This is a genomic window from Comamonas aquatica NBRC 14918, assembly GCF_000739875.1.
GTDB lineage: Bacteria > Pseudomonadota > Gammaproteobacteria > Burkholderiales > Burkholderiaceae_C > Comamonas > Comamonas aquatica.
The window spans coordinates 170373-184607 of sequence record NZ_BBJR01000022.1; the positions used below are offsets into that span (position 1 = coordinate 170373).

A 14235-nucleotide genomic window follows, 5' to 3' on the forward strand; every position below is an offset into this window, starting at 1 on the left:
CAGGCTGCTGGGTGAGAGGCAGGCCTGCCGAATCAGCTGCCGGCCACCTTCATGCGGTTGATGAGGATGGAGCCCACGGTCTTGGCGCCGTAGTTGTAGGCATCGGCCCCCACGGCCTGGATGCCCTTGTACATGTCCTTGAGGTTGCCGGCGATGGTGATCTCCTGCACGGGAAAGGCGATCTCGCCGTTCTCCACCCAGAAGCCCGAGGCACCGCGCGAGTAGTCGCCGGTCACATAGTTCACGCCCTGGCCCATCAGCTCGACCACCAGCAGGCCGGTGCCCAGCTTCTTCAGCATGGCGTCCAGATCGTCGCCCGGCTTGGTGCGCGTGGATGTCAGCGTCAGGTTGTGCGAGCCACCGGCATTGCCCGTGGTCTTCATGCCCAGCTTGCGCGCCGAATAGCTCGACAGGAAGTAGCCCTGCACGCGGCCGTCTTCCACCACCATGCGCTGCTGCACCTTGACGCCTTCGTCGTCGAAGGGCGAGCTGCCCTTGCCGCCGAGGATGAAGGGGTCTTCCTCGATCTGGATGTGCTTGGGGAAGATCTGCTTGCCCAGGGAGTTCAGCAGGAAGGAACTCTTGCGGTAGAGCGAGCCACCGCTGACCGCCTGCACAAAACCGCCCAGCAGGCCCGCGGCCAGGGGCGACTCGAACAGCACCGCGCATTCGGTGGTGGGAATCTTGCGGCTGCCCAGGCGGCTCAGGGCGCGTTGCGCAGCGTAGCGGCCAATCGCCTCGGGTGAGGCCAGGTCCTGCGCATTGCGCATGGAGCTGTACCAGAAGTCGCGCTGCATCTCGCCATGGCGGCCGGGCAGCGAGGCGATCGGCGCCACCGACACGCTGTGGCGCGAGCTGGCGTAGCCGCCGGCAAAACCCCGGGTGTGGGCGCTGAAGAAATGGCTTTGCTGGGCCGAGACGCTGGCCCCCTCGCTGTTGGTGATGCGCTTGTGCGTGGCCATGGCGGCGGCCTCACACTCCACCGCAATGCGCGCGGCCTCTTCGCTGCTCACGTCCCAGGGGTGGAACAGGTCCAGCTCACGGTGCGTGGCACGCGGGGCGATGTCGTCCGCGTCGGGCAGGCCGGCCGTGGGGTCCTCCGCCGTGAAGCGGGCGATGTCATACGCCGCCTGCACCGTCTGCTGGATGGCGGCCTCCGAAAAGTCCGAGGTGCTGGCATTGCCGCGGCGCTGGCCGATGTAGACCGTCACGCCCAGCGACTTGTCGCGGTTGCGCTCCACGGTCTCCAGCTCGCCCTTGCGCACGCTCACGCTCAGGCCACAGCCTTCCGAGGCATCGGCCCCGGCGTCGGTGGCGCCCAGCTTCTTGGCATGGGCCAGGGCCTGGTCCACCAGACCCTCAAAAAACGAACGGCTGTAGCTGAAGCCGGAATCGGCCTGTGCGGCGGTGGTGCTTGTGGCGCGGGAGCGAGGTTTATTCATAGCGGCGGATATGATACCCAGCACTGCGGCGCACCCTGCGCTGCCACCCTCATTCCCCCAGACACAACATGTCACGCAAACCCAAAAAAGGCTATTACGTCAAAGGCGTTTTCGTTGCCGAAGGCAGCGACCGCGACCTGGAACTGAAGGCCGAACTCAAAGGCACATGGGACGCGACCCGTACCGACCTGAAGAAAGAAAGCGACGCCCTGCAAGACCTGGGCGAAGCCCTGCTGGGCCTGCGCCCCAAGCTGCTGGAGCGCCTGCAACTGCCGGAAAAACTGGTGGATGCCCTGGCCGAACACAAGCGCCTGACCAACTTTGAAGCCAAGCGCCGCCAGATGCAGTTCATCGGCAAGCTGATGCGCAAGCTGGACGAGTCCCAGGTCGAAGCCGCCAAGGCCGCGCTGGAAGAGCAACGCACCGGCGTCAGCCGCGAGCAGACCCACATCCTGGTGGCCGAGCAGTGGCGCGACCGCCTGATCGTCAGCGACGACCACCTGGGCGTCTGGCTGGACCAGTTCCCCGCCACCGATGTGCAGCAGCTGCGCACGCTGATGCGCCAGGTGCGCAAGGACGATGCCACCGCCATCGCCAAGGCCAAGGAGGCCGAGGCCAAGGGCCACATCCTGCCGCCGGCCAAGAAGGGCAAGGCCTACCGCGAACTGTTCCAGCTGCTGCTGGCGCACATCAACGGCACGGCCGGCACCGCAGAGCCCGCCGTGGACGACGACTTGCTGGACGACGAGGACGAGACATGAGCCTGCACGACGCAGTGAAGATCGGCATCGTCTCGATCAGCGACCGTGCCAGCAGCGGCGTGTACGCCGACCAGGGCCTGCCCGCGCTGCAGGACTGGCTGGCACGCGCACTGCACAACCCGATCACCTTCGATGCGCGCCTGATCCCCGACGACCAGGCCACCATCAGCCAGACACTGGTGGAGCTGGTGGATGCCGGTTGCAGCCTGGTGCTGACCACCGGCGGCACGGGCCCGGCCCTGCGCGATGTGACGCCCGAGGCCACGCTGGCAATTGCCGACAAGGAAATGCCCGGCTTTGGCGAGCAGATGCGCCAGATCAGCCTGAAGTTCGTGCCCACGGCCATCCTGTCGCGCCAGGTGGCGGTGGTCCGCGGCCGCAGCCTGATCATCAACCTGCCCGGCCAGCCCAAGGCGATTGCCGAAACGCTGGAAGGCCTCAAGGACAGCAGCGGCCAGCAGCTGGTGCCCGGCATCTTTGCCGCCGTGCCCTACTGCATCGACCTGATCGGCGGGCCCTACCTGGAAACCCAGGACGCTGTGTGCAAAGCCTTCCGCCCCAAAAGCGCCCAGCGCGTGCGCCCGTCGTAAACTGCGACCCAGCACCTGACCACCCAGGCACATGCGGCGCATGTGCCTTTTTTCTTGGGGCCCCGTCAATCGCGGGGCCACCGCCAACCGCTCTGCATGCCACGTAACCTCTCTCTGACCTTTGTTCTCGCACTGTGCACCATGATGGGTGCCCTGGGCATCGACACCTACCTGCCCTCCTTCCACGCCATCGCACAGGAGTTTGCCGTCAGCCCCGCGGCCGTGCAGCAGACCCTGAGCGTGTACGTACTGGCCATGGCCATCACCATGCTGTTCTACGGAACGCTCAGCGACACCTTCGGCCGCCGCCGCGTGCTGGTCTTCGCCAGCCTGGGGTTTGCCATCACCTCCACCGTGGCGGCCCTGGTGCAGAGCATCGAGGCCCTGATCGCCGTGCGCTGCGCCCAGGGGGCTATGGCAGGGGCCGGCATGGTGATTGCGCGTGCCATCGTGCAGGACCGCTTTCACGGCGCCGACGCGCAGCGCATGATGAGCATGGTGATGTTCTGCTTTGGCCTGGCGCCGGCGATTGCGCCGGTGTTCGGCGGCTGGCTGCAAGCCCACGGCGGCTGGCGCGCAGCCTTCTTCTTTCTGACCGGTTTTGGCCTGCTGCTGACACTGCTGTGCTGGCGCGTGCTGCCCGAGACCCTGCCCGCCGACAAGCGCGTGCCGCTGCACCTGCGGGTGATCGCCGGCAACTACCTCACCGCCCTGCGGCACCGCCAGTTTCGCCGCATGGTGGCCGGCCTGGCCCTGATGGCTGGGGCCAATGCCATCTACATCAGCGCGGCCGCCGAGTTCGTGATGGGCATCCTCAAGCTGGAGGAAACCTCCTTCGGCTGGCTGTTCATCCCACTGATCGGTGGCTCCATGCTGGGCTCGGCCATCTCCGGCGTGCTGGCCAAGCAGATCGCACCCCGGGTACAGCAGCGCATCGGCTACGGCGCCCTGCTGCTGGGCTGTGCCAGCAATGTGCTCTACCACCTGCTGACCGACATGCCGGTCGTGCCCTGGGCGGTGCTGCCCATCGCCTGCTACACCCTGGGGCTGGCGCTGCTGATGCCCATCCTGTCGCTGCAGGTGATGGCCCTATTCCCCAACATGCGCGGCCTGGCCTCGTCGCTGCAGGGCTTCACGCAGATGAGCGTGTTCGCCATCATGGCCGGGGCCGTGGTGCCACAGTTGTTTCACAGCGGGCTGGCGCTGGCTGCAGGCCAGGCCATCACCGTGGCGCTGGGCACGCTGGTGTGGTGGTGGTCTTTGAGGTCACACCCTGCAACGGCTGCATCAAATCAAAAATGATAGCTTCAAGTGCTTTTTAGATAAGCGCCTCAGGCCATTTTTGCCAAAAATTCCACGCTGTGCAGTGCTGGCCATCCCAGAGAAGACGATGCAGACCCCGTCATCATGCTGGTGATTACAAGGCATCAAGCCCTGCAACGCATACGGCACCTGCACTGCACGCTCACCTTTTTGAGTCATGATAAAAAAAGCCACCGCAAGCGGTGGCTTTTTTGCGGGCGGCAAGCGCCAGGGATTACAGCTTTTGCGTCGACATGAAGTTGTCGAAACGGCCTTCTGCAAAACGGAACCACAGCACCTGGTCGCGCTGGAAGTTGCGGTAGTCGGCGTAGATCTTCTTCCAGTCGGGGTTGCTGTTGTCCAGGTCGGCGTACAGGTCCATGGCGCTCTTGAACGAGGCTTCCAGCACCTGCTGTGGGAAAGGCAGCACCTTGGCCTTGGCCGCCACCAGCTGCTTGAGCGCGCCGGGGTTGCGCGAGTCGTAACGCGCCTGGCAGGTCACGTGCGCCTCCATGGCGGCCGCGCGCACGATGGCCTTGTACTCGTTGCTCAGGCTGTTGAAGGCCTTGTCGTTGATGTACAGCGACAGGTTCAGCGAACCTTCCCACCAGCCGGGGTAGTAGTAGAAAGGAGCCACCTTGTTCAGGCCCAGCTTCAGGTCGTCGTAGGGGCCGATCCACTCGGCCGCATCGATGGTGCCCTTTTCCAGCGACTGGTAGATTTCACCGGCCGGAATGTTCTGGGGCACGCCGCCCATGCGCTCGATCACCTTGCCGGCAAAGCCGCCCACGCGGAACTTCAGGCCCTTGATGTCCTCGGTGGACTTGACTTCCTTGCGGAACCAGCCGCCCATCTGCGCGCCCGTGTTACCGCATGGCAGAGGCACGATATTGTACTTGGCGTAGAACTCCTGCATCAGCTTGCCGCCGTTGCCATCGACCATCCACGAGGTCAGCTGGCGCGAGTTCATGCCGAAGGGAATCGCACCGCCAATCGCAAACACTTCGTTCTTGCCGAAGAAGTAGTAAGGCGCTGTGTGCGCCGCTTCCACGGAACCGTTTTGCACGCCATCCACCACGTTGAACGCGGGCATCAGCTCGCCAGCCTGGTGGACAGAGATTTCAAACTTACCGCCGGTTTGCGCCTTGACCGATTGTGCAAACACATCGGCCGCACCATAAATGGTGTCCAGCGACTTGGGGAAACTGGAGGCAATGCGCCAGCGCAGTGCAGGTTGTGCGTGCACGGCTGGGGCTGCGGCGGCAGCCAGAACACCGGCGATACCGGCATTTTTGAGCATGGAACGACGATCCATTCGGGGTCTCCTTAGGGGTTGTAAAACGAACCTCTCCCTCCTGCATCGCTTCTTTGGCGATGTACAGGCGAAAAAAAACCGGTGCTGTCGCGCCAGGGCGCGCATATCCGCCGGTTCCGGGAAGGCTGCCAATGCATGAGGGTATTCATAGCTTGGCAGCGGATATCACAGGCTTAGAGCTTGACCGAGGTCATGTACTGGTTGTAGCGCAGCTCCGAGAAGCGCTCCCACAACAGCTGATCGCGCTGGAAGGCGCGCATGTCCTGGTGGATCTTCTTGAACTCGGGCGACTTGGCCTCGTGCTCGGCAAACACTTCCATCGAGGCCTTGAAGCCGGCGTCCATGACGTCCTTGGGGAAAGCCTTGAGCTGGGTCTTGTCGGCCACCAGCTTCTTGATCGCGATCGGGTTGAACGCGTCGTACTTGGCGGTCATGTCGCGCGCAGCCACGCGGGTGGCGACATCGACGATTTCCTTGAACTCGGGCGACAGCGCGGCATAGGCCTTGGCGTTCACGAAGAACTCCAGCTCGGCGCCACCTTCCCACCAGCCGGGGTAGTAGTAGTAAGGTGCGACCTTGTTGAAGCCCAGCTTCTGGTCGTCGTGCGGGCCGACGAACTCGGTGGCGTCCAGCGTACCCTTTTCCAGTGCCTGGTACACATCGCCGGCCGGCATGTTCTGCGACACCACACCCAGCTTGGCCATGGCTTCGCCGAACAGGCCGCCGCCCAGGCGCATCTTCAGGCCCTTGAGGTCGGCCACGGACTTCATTTCCTTGCGGTACCAGCCGCCCATCTGCGTGCCGGTGTTGCCGGCGCTGTAGCTCTTGATGTTGTAGTTGGCGCAGAAGGCATCGAACAGCTTGCGGCCGTTGCCGTGCTCCATCCAGGCATCCATCTGGCGGGCGGTCAGGCCGAAAGGCACGGCGCAGCCAAACGCGAAGATCGAATTCTTGCCGGTGAAGTAGTAAGGAGCGGTCTGCGCCATTTCAATGGTGCTGTTTTCCAGCGCGTCCACCACGCCAAAGGCGGGCATCAACTCACCAGCTGCGTGCAACGACACTTCGAACTTGCCACCGGACAAGGCCTTGACGGTTTGGGCAAATTTTTCAGCACTGCCGAAGATGGTGTCCAGCGACTTGGGAAAGCTCGATGCCAGACGCCAGCGCACGGCTTGTTGCGCATGCACGGCTGGTGCTGCAGCGGCAGCCAGGACACCAGCAATACCAGCATTTTTGATGAGGGAACGACGGTCCATTTTTTCTCCTTAGATACGCAAACACAGCTGCCGCAGGCAAAGCTGCCCCTGTGCGCAAACGGTCCAGGGGGTGTGCAAAATTCTAGGAAGGGAAAAGGAGAAAACCGTTGGGGGTAAACCCCCGAAACCGGCGAGTCTTCAGCCAAATGTCAGACAGGCATGGACCCGCGCGGCCCTCCGGACACCTTAGGCTTGGGTCTGCAAAAAGCGCTGGCGGATGGCCCGCTCGATCCCCGCGGCATCCAGCCCTTGCAAGGCCAGCAGCTTGGCGGGATCCCCGTGCTCGATGAAGCGATCCGGCAGGCCCAGGTGCAGCACCGGCAGGGTGATGCCGGCGGCCGCCAGGGCCTCGGACACCGCCGCGCCCGCACCGCCGTGGATACAGCCCTCCTCCACGGTCACCAGCACATCGTGGCCCTGTGCCAGCTCCCGCACCAGCGCCTCGTCCAGCGGCTTGGCCCAGCGCATGTTGGCCACCGTCGCATCCAGCGACTGACCGGCCTCCAGGGCCGGGTACAGCAGGGTACCAAACGCCAGGATGGCAATGCGGGGTGCCATGCCCGGCTCGGTCTGGCGTGGTGCCGCACTGTAGCGACGCACCTCACCCTTGCCGAACGGCAGCGCGGACAGATCCAGTAAAGGCTCCACGCCCACGCCGGCGCCACGCGGATAGCGCACGCACACCGGGTGATCCTGCTCGTAGGCCGTGGTCAGCAGTTGGCGACACTCACGCTCATCGGCGGGGCAGGCCATGCTCATGTTCGGGATGCAGCGCACAAAGGCGATGTCGTAGGCCCCGGCGTGCGTGGCACCATCGGCCCCCACCAGACCAGCACGGTCCAGCGCGAACACCATGGGCAGGTTCTGCAGAGCCACGTCATGGATCATCTGGTCATAGGCGCGCTGCAGGAAGGTGGAGTAGATCGCCACCACGGGCTTCACGCCTTCGCAGGCCATACCGGCCGCAAAGGTCACGGCGTGCTGCTCGGCAATCCCGACGTCGTAGTAGCGATCGGGAAAGCGCTTTTCAAACTCCACCATGCCCGAGCCTTCGCGCATGGCTGGCGTGATGCCGACCAGGCGCTCGTCCTGGGCCGCCATGTCGCACAGCCACTGGCCGAAGATCTGGGTGAAGGTGGGCTTGGCAGGTGCACCACTCTTGACGATGCCGACCTTGGGGTCGAACTTGCCAGGGCCGTGGTAGGTGACCGGATCGGCCTCAGCCAGCTTGTAGCCATGGCCCTTCTTGGTCACCACATGCAGAAATTGCGGGCCATCCAGGCTGCGGATGTTTTCCAGCGTGGGGATCAAGGAATCGAGGTCGTGGCCGTCGATCGGACCGATGTAGTTGAAGCCGAAGTTCTCGAACATGGTGGCCGGCACCACCATGCCCTTGGCATGCTGCTCCAGCCGCTTGGCCAGCTCCAGCAGCGGAGGCACCTGCTTGAGCACGTTCTTGCCGACATTGCGGGCTGCTGCGTAGAACTGGCCGCTCATGAGCTGCGCCAGATAGCGGTTCAGCGCCCCCACCGGCGGGCTGATGCTCATGTCGTTGTCGTTCAGGATGACCAGCAGGTTGCCATCCAGCACCCCGGCGTTGTTCATGGCTTCGAACGCCATGCCCGCAGTCATCGCCCCATCGCCGATCACCGCAATCGCCCGGCGATCTTCGCCCTTGCGCTTGGCGGCCATGGCCATACCCAGGGCCGCAGAAATGCTGGTCGACGAATGCGCCGTGCCAAAGGTGTCGTACTCGCTTTCGCTGCGCAGCGGGAATCCGGAAATACCGCCCAGTTGGCGCAGCGTGGACATGCGGTCACGGCGACCGGTCAGGATCTTGTGCGGGTAGGTCTGGTGGCCCACGTCCCACACCACGCGGTCGTGCGGGGTATCGAACACATAGTGCAGGGCCACCGTCAGCTCGACCGTGCCGAGGTTGGAGCTGAGGTGCCCACCGGTCTTGGACACGCTGTCCAGCACATAGGCCCGCAGTTCCTCGGACAGCGCCTTGAGCTCGCTGCGGGACAGGGTCCGCAGGTCAGACGGTGCATTCACTTTCTGCAGCAAAGGGTAAGCGTTTGTGGTCATCGGCTCATCAGGGGTAGGCGGCGGAGGGCATGGCGCACAGTGTGTGCAGACCTGCGCCACCAATCAATAGGAAAAATTCGACGTTGGCAGGCACGCACTCAATGCGAGCGCCCCACCACCATGTGGGCCAGGGCACTCAAGGCTTGCACATTCTGCAGGCCACTGCCCGCCAGGGCCTGCAAGGACTGCTGGTACAGGGACTGCGCGTAGGCCCGCGCAGGCTCCAGCCCCATCAGGGAGACATAGGTAGGTTTGTCATTGTCGGCATCCTTGCCCGGCGTCTTGCCCAGCGTGGCGGCATCTGCCACCACGTCCAGCACATCATCGACCACCTGGAAGGCCAGGCCCAGCAACTGGGCGTAGCGCATCAAGGCCTGCTGGGCCGTTTCAGAGACAACCCCACAGGCCATGCCCATGGCCACGCTGGCTTCCAGCAAGGCACCGGTCTTGAGGCTGTGCATGCGGCGTAGTTGCGCCTCCGTCAGCGACTGGCCGACACTGGCCAGGTCAATGGCCTGCCCGCCTGCCATGCCATGCGCCCCGGCAGCACGGGCCAGCAAACGGCACAGTTGGGCCTGCATGCTCGCGGGCACCTGCGCATCGGCGGGCGTCAGCAGCTCGAACGCCAGCACCTGCAGGGCGTCGCCGGCAAGCAGGGCCCGGGCTTCTCCGAACTGCACGTGCACCGTGGGCTTGCCACGGCGCAGCACATCGTTGTCCATGCAGGGCATGTCGTCATGCACCAGGGAATAGGCGTGGATCAACTCCACCGCGCAGGCCGCGCGGGTGGCGGCCTGCGGCAGCCCTTGCACCGCCTGGGCGGCCGCCAGCACCAGCAGGGGACGCAGGCGCTTGCCACCATCCAGCACGGCATAGCGCATGGCATCGCCCAAATCTGCCGGGGTATCCACGCCCACCCACTGGGACAGTGCCTGCTCCACATGGTGCAGCTGCACCTCCATCCAGGACGTGAAGTCGAACTCGGAAGCCGCGGGGGAAAAGCGAGGGGAAGTAGTCAAAATCTGTGGTTCCATGTCTGGCCGTCAATCATGCGACCATTGCTTGATCTGCCCCTCGTCCAAGGCACGGATCTGCGCCTCCACGGTATCGAGTTGCTGCCGGCAGAACTCCAGCAGGAAAGAGGCGCGGCGATAGCCCTGCATCATCTCCCCCAGGGGCAGTTGACCGGACTCCATGGCCACGGCCAGTTCTTCAAGCTCCGCCAGCGCCAGCTCGTAGCTTTCAGGTGGCGTGCATATCTCGGAGACGGCTTTGGTCTTCGCCTTGGGCATGGGAATGTTCGCGGGATTGGAAAGCCTTTGATTTTAGGCTGCCAAGGCTTGCGACCACCCCGGGGAACGCACACCCCGGCCCGCGGGAGCAAAATTTGACCGTGCCACGGCCCAAGCGGTTGATATAAATACACATAACCGATCGGCGGGAATAACCCCACCGCTTACAATCCCATTCCCGTCCAACCGGCCCTCCGCCTTGTGCATTGACGGACAAAGCTTCATGCATCTGTCCTGTTGCGCTGTGGCATGGCCGGTTTTATTTTTTCACCCGTGCACGATGCACCTCCCTGTGGGGAGTCTTTAGGTCAGGTCACCCATGTCTGATTTAAGTCTTCAACTGCAGCAGGCCGCAAGCCAACTACCAGTTTCAAGCTATTTCGATGCCGCGCTGTTCCAGCGCGAGATGGAAACCATCTTCCAGCAAGGGCCCCGCTACGTCGGCAGCAGTGTGTCGGTGCCGGAGATCGGCGACTACTACGCCCTGCCGCAGGAACACGAAGGCCGCGCCCTGGTCCGCAACGACCAGGGCCAAATCGAGCTGATCTCCAACATCTGCCGCCATCGCCAGGCGGTCATGCTCAAGGGCCGGGGCAACCTGAAAACCGAAGGCAAGGGCCACGCCGGCGGCAACATCGTCTGCCCGCTGCACCGCTGGACCTACAGTACCAGCGGCGAGCTGCTGGGTGCGCCGCATTTCAGCCACGATCCCTGCCTGCACCTGAACAACTACAAGCTGCGCGAGTGGAACGGCATGCTGTTCGAGGACAACGGCCGCGACGTGGCCGCCGACCTGGCCGGCATGGCACTGCGCGAGCAACTGAGCTTTGACGGGCTGGTGCTGCACCACGTGGAAATGCACGAGTGCAACTACAACTGGAAGACCTTCATTGAGGTCTATCTGGAGGACTACCACGTCGGCCCCTTCCACCCCGGCCTGGGCAACTTCGTGACCTGCGACGACCTCCAGTGGGAATTCGCCAAGGAGTACTCGGTGCAGACCGTGGGTGTGGCCCCGACCTTCGGCAAGCCCGGCTCCGCGGTGTACAAGAAGTGGCACGACGTGCTGCTGCAGTACCGCAACGGAGAGCTGCCCGAGCGCGGCGCGATCTGGCTGACCTACTACCCGCACATCATGGTGGAGTGGTATCCGCACGTGCTGACGGTCTCCACCCTGCACCCCCTCAGCCCCACCAAGACCATGAACGTGGTGGAGTTCTACTACCTCGAGGAAATCGCGGCCTTCGAGCCCGAATTCATCGCGGCACAGAAGGCGGCCTACATGGAAACCGCCATCGAGGACGATGAGATCGGCGAGCGCATGGACGCCGGGCGCCGCGCCCTGATGGAACGGGGCGACAACGAGGTCGGCCCCTACCAAAGCCCCATGGAAGATGGCATGCAGCATTTCCATGAGTGGTATCGCCAAACAATGGGCGCGCACCTGCCACAGCGCTGAGCTTTTTTGCTACGCTCTCCAGAGCTGCCAACGCCCGCCAACCGGGCGCTGGCAGCTTTTTTCATAGGCAAGAACGGCGGGCCGTTCTGCACAACACAACAGTCAGGGACGGCGCTCATGCAAGTGCTATGGATGGTGGTGGGGGCGTTTCTGTTCGCCACCATGGGGGTCTGCATCAAATACGCGGCGGTGCATTTCCACACCACAGAAATCGTGTTCTACCGCGGCCTGATCGGCATGCTCGCCATGTGGCTGCTCAGCGCCTCCCAGGGCGTGTCCCTGAAAACCCGCCACCCCTGGATGCACGCCTGGCGCAGCCTGATCGGCGTTACGGCCATGGGCTGCTGGTTCTACGCCATCACCCAGATGCCGCTGGCCAGCGCCATGACCCTCAACTACATGAGTAGCATCTGGATTGCCGTGTTCCTGCTGGCCGGGGCCCTGTGGTCGCTGCACCCGCGCAGCGGCCGCACACCGCAACCGCTGAATGTGCCGCTGCTGCTGACCATCGTGGCGGGTTTTGTGGGCGTGGTGCTGATGCTGCAGCCCAGCTTTGCCCAGGAGCAGACCACGGCCGCGCTGATCGGCCTGGGCTCCGGGGTGCTGTCGGCCATGGCCTATATGCAGGTCGTGGCGCTGTCGCGCATGGGCGAGCCCGAATCGCGCACCGTGTTCTTCTTTGGCCTGGGCTGCACCCTGCTGGGCCTGGTCGCCAGCGGCATCACCGGTTTTTCCGCCTGGCCCGGCTGGCAAGCCAGCCTGTGGCTGCTGCCCATCGGCCTGCTGGCCGCCGGCGGCCAACTGTGCATGACGCGCGCCTATGCCCAGGCCAAGACCGCACGCGGCACCCTGGTGGTGGCCAACCTGCAGTACTCCGGGATTGTGTTTGCCGGCCTGTACAGCCTGTTCTGGTTCCACGACAGCCTGGGCTGGGAAGGCTGGCTGGGCATGCTGCTGATTGTGACCAGCGGCATCGCAGCCACCATCTTCCGCGCACGCGGCGCAGCAGCGCCAGCCAAGGCCGCAGGCCGGTGAACCCAAGACCTGTGCCACAGGGCCCAATCCGTCCCACAATGTGCGCTGACAGAACTTTGAGAACACGGTCATGACCTATACCACCCTGATCACCCCAGCCCAGTTGCAAGCCCTGGCAAGCAGTGGTCAACCCCACATGGTGTTCGATTGCAGCTTTGATCTGGGCAACCCGCCGGCCGGCCGGCAGCAATACCTGCAGGCCCACATCCCGGGCGCCGTGCATGCCGATCTGGACCAGCACCTGAGCGCCCGCCACGGTGCCCCCGGCAAGGACGGGCAGGTGCACACAGCAGCCACCGACCAGCCTGCCTCCGGCGGGCGCCACCCCCTGCCCAGCCGCGAGCGCTTTGCCCAATGGCTGTCGTCCATCGGCTTTCGCAACGACATGCAGGCCGTGGTCTATGACCGCCAAGGCTGCAACTTCTGCGGCCGTCTGTGGTGGATGCTCAAATGGGCCGGCCATGACGCCGTGGCCGTGCTGGATGGCGGCCTGCCCGCCTGGACCGCCACGGGCGGCGCCACCAGCCAGGGCGACGAGCCCTCGCACTTCCAGTCCAACTTTGCCCTGCAGGACAGCCTGCGCCAGTTGGTGACGGCCGACGAGGTCGAAGCCCACCTGCAGCAGCCCGAGCGCCAGACCCTGATCGATGCGCGCGCCCCGGCCCGCTACCGTGGCGAGGTCGAGCCCCTGGACCCTGTCGCCGGCCACATTCCCGGCGCGCTGAACCGCCCCTTCGCCGAGAACATCGCCCTGGATGGCCGCTTCAAGCCCCAGGCACTGCTCAAGGCCGAGTTCGATGCCCTGCTGCAAGGCCGTGACCCGGCCACGGTGGTCCACCAGTGCGGCAGCGGTGTCAGCGCCCTGCCCAACCTGCTGGCGATGGAGGTTGCCGGATTTCCACCGACACGGCTGTTTGCCGGGAGCTGGAGCGAATGGTGCAGCCATCCAGCACGCCCGGTCGCCAAAGGTTAACAACTTTTTCCCTATGAAACAGGGGGGTGTTTGCACCTTTTTCAGGAGCATCACCCCCTGCAAAATAGGGCACCATACATATATGCACTGATTAAACGTGGTTAACAATTAAAGTGTTTGGAAAGCTGCTTTTTCCCAGCTAGATTGCCACTTCAAAAGTGGCACAAAACAGTTACATTTACTGCACTGCACGCCATGTGCAGGGTTTTGTGTAAGAAAAAATCCTACATCCTGTTGGCAACAACCAGACATGGCCTGGATGCCAACCAGACACTGCGCACCGGCGCACCCCGACTCCATTTCCTGCAGGCCCGGCCGCAGAATTCATTCCATCAGATCGCCACTTGCTTGCAAGCACAGGCGACAGCCCCTCGAGGCCCATTTGAAGCTGGAAGCTGGAAAAGGATGTAGCCATGAATGACGAACAACTGCTCGCTGAGATCCGCGAAGCCAACCTCACCTACCTGATGCTGGCGCAGACAATGATCCGCAAGGACAAGGCCGAAGCCGTGTTCCGCCTGGGTCTGAGCGAAGAAGCCTGTGACATTCTGGGCACCCTGTCCGCAGCCCAAGTGCTGAAGATTGCCTCCCGCAACACCTTGCTGTGCAGCTTCCGCGTTGACGATGAAATGGTCTGGAACCTGCTGACCAACCACAGCAGCAACAAGATCGGCAACGAAGCCACCAACGCCCTGCACGCCAACATCCTGATGGCGGCGTTG

The 14235-nt window shown here is 63.7% G+C and carries 13 protein-coding genes; 7 read left to right on the forward strand and 6 right to left on the reverse strand.

What is annotated here, in order from left to right:
* Positions 1–32 precede the first annotated feature (32 nt).
* Positions 33–1442, reverse strand: a complete 1410-nt coding sequence (gene pmbA / locus CA2_RS02960; protein WP_042412459.1) for a metalloprotease PmbA — start codon at positions 1440–1442, stop codon at positions 33–35.
* Between the two features lie 68 nt (positions 1443–1510).
* Here pmbA and yjgA point away from each other — a divergent pair, with 68 nt between their 5' ends.
* The 3 genes from yjgA to CA2_RS02975 all read left to right on the forward strand — a co-directional run bounded on the left by yjgA (position 1511) and on the right by CA2_RS02975 (position 4095).
* Positions 1511–2203 carry a ribosome biogenesis factor YjgA gene (yjgA, locus tag CA2_RS02965; RefSeq protein WP_042412464.1) on the forward strand — a complete coding sequence of 231 codons (693 nt, stop codon included), beginning with the start codon at positions 1511–1513 and terminating at the stop codon, positions 2201–2203.
* Entirely contained in the window at positions 2200–2793 is a 594-nt protein-coding gene (gene mog / locus CA2_RS02970) for a molybdopterin adenylyltransferase (RefSeq protein WP_042412466.1), read from the forward strand. Before yjgA ends, mog begins: the two co-directional genes overlap by 4 nt.
* Before the next feature lie 96 nt (positions 2794–2889).
* Complete coding sequence (locus CA2_RS02975) at positions 2890–4095, forward strand: multidrug effflux MFS transporter (RefSeq protein ID WP_042412469.1); 1206 nt, start codon at positions 2890–2892, stop codon at positions 4093–4095.
* A gap of 235 nt (positions 4096–4330) precedes the next feature.
* Here CA2_RS02975 and CA2_RS02980 read toward each other — a convergent pair whose 3' ends face one another.
* From CA2_RS02980 to xseB, 5 genes are all read right to left on the reverse strand, one after another.
* Positions 4331–5410, reverse strand: coding sequence for a TRAP transporter substrate-binding protein (locus CA2_RS02980; RefSeq protein ID WP_042412472.1), 1080 nt, complete (start codon positions 5408–5410; stop codon positions 4331–4333).
* A 173-nt stretch (positions 5411–5583) separates the two neighbouring features.
* Positions 5584–6666, reverse strand: a complete 1083-nt coding sequence (locus CA2_RS02985) for a TRAP transporter substrate-binding protein (protein ID WP_042412474.1) — start codon at positions 6664–6666, stop codon at positions 5584–5586.
* A gap of 186 nt (positions 6667–6852) precedes the next feature.
* Complete coding sequence (dxs, locus tag CA2_RS02990; RefSeq protein WP_042412476.1) at positions 6853–8754, reverse strand: 1-deoxy-D-xylulose-5-phosphate synthase; 1902 nt, start codon at positions 8752–8754, stop codon at positions 6853–6855.
* A 98-nt stretch (positions 8755–8852) separates the two neighbouring features.
* Positions 8853–9788: a polyprenyl synthetase family protein gene (locus CA2_RS02995; RefSeq protein ID WP_042412479.1), complete on the reverse strand. Its 936-nt coding sequence runs from the start codon at positions 9786–9788 to the stop codon at positions 8853–8855.
* 9 nt (positions 9789–9797) lie between these two features.
* Positions 9798–10046 (reverse strand): exodeoxyribonuclease VII small subunit, encoded by a 249-nt coding sequence (gene xseB / locus CA2_RS03000; protein WP_042412482.1) that lies wholly within the window; start codon positions 10044–10046, stop codon positions 9798–9800.
* A 319-nt stretch (positions 10047–10365) separates the two neighbouring features.
* Between xseB and CA2_RS03005 the strand changes: the two genes are divergently transcribed.
* From CA2_RS03005 to flhD, 4 genes are all read left to right on the forward strand, one after another.
* Positions 10366–11505 (forward strand): aromatic ring-hydroxylating oxygenase subunit alpha, encoded by a 1140-nt coding sequence (locus tag CA2_RS03005; RefSeq protein WP_042412485.1) that lies wholly within the window; start codon positions 10366–10368, stop codon positions 11503–11505.
* Positions 11506–11622: 117 nt separating this feature from the next.
* Positions 11623–12540 (forward strand): DMT family transporter, encoded by a 918-nt coding sequence (locus CA2_RS03010; RefSeq protein WP_042412490.1) that lies wholly within the window; start codon positions 11623–11625, stop codon positions 12538–12540.
* 70 nt (positions 12541–12610) lie between these two features.
* Positions 12611–13513 (forward strand): sulfurtransferase, encoded by a 903-nt coding sequence (locus CA2_RS03015; protein ID WP_042412491.1) that lies wholly within the window; start codon positions 12611–12613, stop codon positions 13511–13513.
* A 413-nt stretch (positions 13514–13926) separates the two neighbouring features.
* Positions 13927–14235: flagellar transcriptional regulator FlhD (flhD, locus tag CA2_RS03020; protein WP_042412493.1), on the forward strand; the 309-nt coding region annotated here is incomplete at its 3' end.

Coding starts and splice junctions, on each gene's coding strand:
- pmbA (WP_042412459.1), bottom strand. CDS start 1,442: ATGAATAAACCTCGCTCCCGCGCCACAAGCACCACCGCCGCACAGGCC.
- yjgA (WP_042412464.1), top strand. CDS start 1,511: ATGTCACGCAAACCCAAAAAAGGCTATTACGTCAAAGGCGTTTTCGTT.
- mog (WP_042412466.1), top strand. CDS start 2,200: ATGAGCCTGCACGACGCAGTGAAGATCGGCATCGTCTCGATCAGCGAC.
- CA2_RS02975 (WP_042412469.1), top strand. CDS start 2,890: ATGCCACGTAACCTCTCTCTGACCTTTGTTCTCGCACTGTGCACCATG.
- CA2_RS02980 (WP_042412472.1), bottom strand. CDS start 5,410: ATGGATCGTCGTTCCATGCTCAAAAATGCCGGTATCGCCGGTGTTCTG.
- CA2_RS02985 (WP_042412474.1), bottom strand. CDS start 6,666: ATGGACCGTCGTTCCCTCATCAAAAATGCTGGTATTGCTGGTGTCCTG.
- dxs (WP_042412476.1), bottom strand. CDS start 8,754: ATGACCACAAACGCTTACCCTTTGCTGCAGAAAGTGAATGCACCGTCT.
- CA2_RS02995 (WP_042412479.1), bottom strand. CDS start 9,788: ATGGAACCACAGATTTTGACTACTTCCCCTCGCTTTTCCCCCGCGGCT.
- xseB (WP_042412482.1), bottom strand. CDS start 10,046: ATGCCCAAGGCGAAGACCAAAGCCGTCTCCGAGATATGCACGCCACCT.
- CA2_RS03005 (WP_042412485.1), top strand. CDS start 10,366: ATGTCTGATTTAAGTCTTCAACTGCAGCAGGCCGCAAGCCAACTACCA.
- CA2_RS03010 (WP_042412490.1), top strand. CDS start 11,623: ATGCAAGTGCTATGGATGGTGGTGGGGGCGTTTCTGTTCGCCACCATG.
- CA2_RS03015 (WP_042412491.1), top strand. CDS start 12,611: ATGACCTATACCACCCTGATCACCCCAGCCCAGTTGCAAGCCCTGGCA.